At 64.5% G+C, this 5898-nt stretch carries 2 protein-coding genes; both read left to right on the top strand.

Features of this window, described 5'->3' with window-relative positions:
* Positions 1 to 2: 2 nt before the first annotated feature.
* Entirely contained in the window at positions 3 to 2060 is a 2058-nt protein-coding gene (locus tag IEX64_RS23750; protein ID WP_188823896.1) for a ParB/RepB/Spo0J family partition protein, read from the top strand.
* 143 nt (positions 2061 to 2203) lie between these two features.
* Positions 2204 to 5898, top strand: a 3695-nt coding sequence (locus IEX64_RS23745; protein WP_188823894.1) for a strawberry notch-like NTP hydrolase domain-containing protein, incomplete at its 3' end; no start/stop codon positions are given.

The following is a 5898-nucleotide window of genomic DNA, read 5'->3' as shown; positions in this document are numbered from 1 at the left end:
TCATCTTCGTCCCGGCTGCCAAGCTGACCAAGTCCCCGAGCAATGTGCGCAAGACGAGCGATTCCGAGGCCGATGCCCAGCTCGAGGCCAGCATTGTCGCGCGCGGCGTGATCCAGAACCTCATCGGCTTGCCGGTCACGCGCAAGAAGGGTCATTATCGGATCACTGCCGGTGGCCGCCGTCTCGATGCCGTTCACCGGGCCATCGAGAAAGGGGACCTCCCTGCCGATACCGAGCTGCCGGTTATGGTCGTCGCCGAAGCAAATGACGCCATCGAAATCAGCCTCTCGGAAAACTTCTTCAAGCTGACGATGTCACCGGCCGATGCCTGCCGTGCTTTCCAGGATATCATCGAGACTGAGAAGAAGACGCCCGCGGATATCGCCAAACGCTTCGGGCTCACCGAGCGCTTCGTGCTTGGCCGTTTGCGCCTTGCCAATCTCGCCGAACCGGTCTTCGAGGCCCTGCGCGAAGGCGAGATCACGCTCGATGTCGCCATGGCCTACGCCAGCACGTCGGATACCGCGCGCCAGGCCTCGGTGTTCGAGCAACTGGGGCAGGGTTACTACCGCAGCAACCTCAGCGAAATCCGCCGTCAGCTTGCCTGCGGCGGCTATCGCGGCAGTGATCCCAAGGCGCTGCTGGTGGGCCGCGAAGCCTATGTGGCATCGGGCGGCCGGATCGATTCCGATCTCTTTTCCGACGAGGAAAGCGAGATGTGGATCGACGGCGATATCCTCGATCACCTCGCAGAAGAAAAGCTTACCGCCGCCGCTGAAGCCATCCGGACACGTGAAGGCTACGCCCAGATCCGTGCGGTTCCCGCTTCGCACATACCCTACACCGAGACCTATGCCCTGCGGCATGTCGAGGGCGAACTGCCGCCGCTCACCGATGAGCAGGAAGCGCGCTGCGAGGCGATCCAGTCCGAGATCGATGCGATCGAAGAGACGGCCGACGACGAGGACGGCGAGGGTTACACCGCCGACGATGAAGCCCGCGTCCAGGAACTCGAGGCGGAATACGAAGCGATCCACAATCGAGTCCCCATCCTCACCGAAGAGCAGAAGGCGTCCTCGCTCGCCTATGTGGTGATCGGCCGCGATGGCCAGCCCAGGGTTCACGAGCAGCTTTACGTCGCACCTGTCGAAGAACCGGCGGGCGACGACGAGGATATCGAGGCCCACGGCGGCGAAGACGAGGATGGTGAGGACGATCCGGCCGAGGTCGCATCCAAACCCGCGCACAGCCAGCGTCTCATCGACGAACTCGCCATGATGAAGACGGAAATGCTGGCGGTTCATGTCGCGAGCGATCCGCGTTTCGCGCTCGATCTCGGAACCTTCATCATGGCTGATGCGGCAACCCGGCTCTACGGTAGCATGGAACTCGCTAGCGACCTGCGCGCCCGGGTGCCAAACCCTCGCGTTTCCAACTTCGAGAGCGGCACGCAAGCCGCCGAGGAATGGGCACGCATCGAGGGTTCCCTCGATCGCAGCTGGTGCGATCACGACGATGTCCGTTTGCGCTACGATGCCTTCTGCGCGCTTCCCGAGGAGGCCATCGCGGCTTGGCTGGGGTGGGCGGTTGCGCGCACGATCGACGCCGTACCAGCCTGTGCAACGGGGAGTGCCTTCATCGACCATCTGGGCACGAAGCTGGATATCGACGTCGCGGCCTGGTGGCGGCCCACGGCTCGCAACTACTTCGACCGCATCACCAAGCCGGCGATCCTTGATCTGTTTGACGACGTTGGCGGCGGCGACCTTCGCCAGCGTTACGGGGCCTCGAAGAAGCACGACCTTGCCGCCTCGGCCGAGAAGCTGTTTGCCGGCGACATTCTGGTCGAGTCCGACATCAAGGAGCGGGCTTTGGCCTGGCTGCCCGACGCCATGCGTTTTGCGCCACTCGATGCTGCGGACGACACCGCTCTGGCGGCGGATGACAGCGACACCGATGTGGTGATCACCGAGCCGGAGATTGAAACCGGTCGCGACATGGAAACAGAACCGAACCCGGCTGCCGAGGATGACAGCGATCCGATCGCCGCGGCAGCCTGAAGACTACTGAACCCTCCTCACGGGGCTGCGGCAATCATGCCGTGGCCCCGTCTCCTTGCGCTCCGCCTACACGGACGGAGGGGGAAAGGAGGGATGGGCGAGGCGGCGGAAGAGCCGCCTGATGTATTCAAGGATCACCCCCGATGAACCTGCCGCTTCTCAATCTCGCCGGGGCCAATGGCGCTGCCGGTACCACCAAGGCCGACAAGCTGCTTGTGGTTGCCAGGGCCGTGGCCGACCGGCTGTCACGGTCTCATCCCGTCTCCCGCCGAAACCTCTCGCAGCTGATGGCCGAGACGTTTGGCGCATCGGACGCCGATGGCGCCTGGTCGATGCGCGATGCCTATGATGCACTCGAGACCGCGCAAGTCCTGCTGCTTTGTCGCAAGGACTGGGGGCCGCAGACGGGTGACGATCCCCACGCTGCGTTCGCCGCGCTTCTCGCATTGCAGAAGGGCCTGCCGACACAGACCTCCCGGTCCGAAACACAGATCGATCTTCAGCAATTCAGCACTCCGCTCGCGCTGGCCTGGCTCGCTGCCCAGGCCGCAAGGATTCTGCCGTCCGACCGCGTGCTCGAACCTTCGGCGGGCACCGGCATGCTCGCGGTCCATGCGGCACGGGCCGGTGCGCGGCTGCTGCTCAACGAACGCGATCCCGGCCGCGCTGCATTGCTGGGCAGGGCGTTGGACCGTGAGGTTACCACGCATGATGCCGAGTTCATCCACGACAAACTGCCCGCTGGCGTTGTCCCTAACGTGATCCTGATCAACCCGCCATTCAGCCGCAGCGAGGGGCGCGGCGCCGATCGGCACGCAGGCGCGCGCCATCTGCGTTCGGCACTTCTGCGGCTCTGCCATGGCGGGCGCTGCGTGGCGATCATGCCGCCCGGTTTTGCCTGCGATGGCAGCGCTTCGACGGGCTACACCGCAGTGGCCGAGGTCGCGCCGCCACGCGCGGAACTGACGATCCTGGGAAGCCCTTTCGCCAAACACGGTACCAGCATCGCGGTGCGTTTGCTGGTTTACGACAAGGGCTGGGCGGGGCCGGTGGAGCGCCACACCGTCCATTCGCTGGAAGAGGCCTTGTCAGTCATTCTGGCACTGCCGCCGCGGTTCGATCCCCCGCCGACACCGCCACCTGCGGCGTCCCTGCCGCAACCGCCAGTGCGTGCCGCTGCGCGGCCTGCCGCATCACCCTTGTTCTCGGGGCTCGCATCGCCGCGCCGCACCACACCCCGGCGGGATCCGCGCATCGACGATGCGGCGAAACCGCTCGAATACACCGTGCGCGGGACACCGCTGCCGGCGGGCGATCCCGTCGGTATCTATGTGCCCTGGCGTCTTTCCCGCATCGAAATTCCATGCGCTGCCGCGCACCCCGATCAGCTCGTGGAATCTATCGCCATGGCTTCAGTCCTGCCGCCGGTGCCCAGCTACCATCCTATGCTGCAGGCGCGGGCCGTCGCCGCGCTCTCCGATGCCCAACTCGAAGCGGTCATTCAGGCAGGAGAGGCCTTTGAACGCGATTTGCCGGGCCGCTTTGTCACGAATGATGCCGGCGACCGGTTGATCGAAGACGAAAGCGGCGCGGTCTATCGCAGCGGCTTCTTCGTCGGAGATGGCACCGGCGTCGGCAAGGGCCGTGAAGCCGCCGGGTGCATCATGGACCAATGGTGCCAGGGGCGACGCAGGGCGGTCATCTTCAGCAAGAGTTCGGCGCTGGAACTGGAGGCCAGGCGTGACTGGAGCGCGCTTGGCGGCCTGCCTGCCGATGTCCAGAACCTCTCCATCTTTCCCCTGGGTTCGCCGATTACCCTGCCGGCGGGGATCCTCTTTGCCACCTATTCCACTCTGCGGTCCGAACGCCACGATACGGCCTCGCGTCTCCACCAGCTCCTGGACTGGCTGGGAGAGGACTTTGACGGCATCATCGTTCTCGACGAGGCTCATGCCCTGGCCAATGCCGCTGGAACGGATAGCCAGTATGGCAGCGCCAAGGGCTCCGGGCAGGGCCTCGCCGGTGTGCGGCTGCAAAACGCGCTGCCGCGCGCTCGTATTCTCTATCTCTCGGCGACAGGTGCCACCGATCCTGCCAATCTTTGCTATGCGGCCCGGCTCGGTCTGTGGGGACCTGGAAGCGCCTTTGCCGATCGCAATGCGTTCATGACGGCGATGGAAGAAGGCGGCATGGCCGCTCTTGAAATCGTGGCGCGCGATTTGAAGGCGATGGGGCTCTACACTGCGAGGGCACTGAGTTTTGCCGGCGTCGAATACGAGGCGCTCGAGCACCAGCTGACGGCGGACCAGATCGCCATCTACGATACCTTCGCCGATGCGTTCCAGGTCGTGCATCTCCATCTGCAGGAGGCCCTCAAGGCCTGCGCGGTTGTCGACCGGATGAGCGGCGAGATCCTCAATGCGCAGGCGCGCGGCTCGGCGCTCAGTACCTTCGAGGCCTCGAAACAGCGACTATTTTCCGCGCTTCTTGTCGCGCTCAAGATGCCGACGCTCATCAAGGCCATCGAAGCCGAACTCGGTAAAGGGCATGCCGCTGTCGTCCAGCTCGTGACAACCGGGCAAGCCGTTCTGGAGCGGCGCCTGGCCGGTCTCACCGATGCCGAACGCGCTGCCATGGATTTCAACCTGTCGCCGCTCGACACGCTCGTCGAGTACATCCGGCATGGATTTCCAACGCGCCAGATGCGCACCTTCCGGACCGATAATGGCGAACTGCGTTCCGAACCCATGATCGATGACGAGGGAAATCCCGCCCATTGCCAGGAAGCGATCACAGCACGCGACGAACTCATCGAACAGATGTGCGCCATGCCGCCGGTTCAAACCGCACTTGATGCGCTGATCGCTCATTTCGGGACCGATATGGTTGCCGAAGTCACCGGCCGCTCGCGCCGCATCGTAGTGGACGATACGGGACGCCAGAAGCTCGAGCGGCGTTCCGCGAGAGCCGGCATTACCGATGCGGACCACTTCCAGGCTGGTCGCAAGCGCATACTGGTGTTTTCCGATGCCGGCGGAACCGGGCGCAGCTATCATGCCGAGCGGGCGAGCGGCAGTGCCCCAAGCCGCCGCATTCACTTCCTGCTCGAACCAGGCTGGCGCGCTGCGGCGGCAATCCAGGGGCTGGGGCGTACGCACCGCACCAATCAGGCGAGCGCGCCGGTGTTCCGACCCGTCACCACCGACTGCAAGGGCGAGCGGCGCTTCATCAGCACCATTGCCCGACGGCTCGACAGCCTTGGCGCGCTGACGCGCGGCCAGCGCCAGACCGGCGGGCAAAATCTCTTCGACCCGGCTGACAATTTGGAAAGTGATTACGCCCGGGAAGCGCTGACACAGTGGTATCACCTTCTTCATGCCGGTAAGCTTGCCAGTATAGGGCTGACCGAGTTCACGGGACTGACTGGCCTCTGGCTGATCAACGAAGACGATGGCACCCTGCTTGAACGTCTGCCGCCGATCCAGCGCTGGCTCAATCGTATCCTCGCGCTGAGGATCGCCACCCAGAATGCGATCTTCGAGGAATATCTCGGGCTCATCCAGACGCGCGTGGATGCAGCTCGCGAGGCGGGCACGCTGGATCTGGGCGTCGAGACCATTCTTGCCGAAAGAATCGTGACTCTGGACGACCGCTTGCTGCGCCGGGACCCGGTTCACGGTGCGGAAACGCGCTTGCAGCGTATCGAGCTCCACCTCAAACGCCGTGCGACGAGCCATGCCCGCCTGCTCGATCTGTGGGGCGGAACGACAGATGTTGTTCGCCTGCGCAATCAGCGCTCCGGCCGGGTGGCGCTGCGCGTACCGTCATGGCCGGTCAC

It is taken from the genome of Novosphingobium indicum, assembly GCF_014645195.1.
GTDB lineage: Bacteria > Pseudomonadota > Alphaproteobacteria > Sphingomonadales > Sphingomonadaceae > Novosphingobium > Novosphingobium indicum.
Note: the sequence above shows the minus strand (reverse complement) of the source record. Positions and strands in the feature narration are given on the sequence as shown.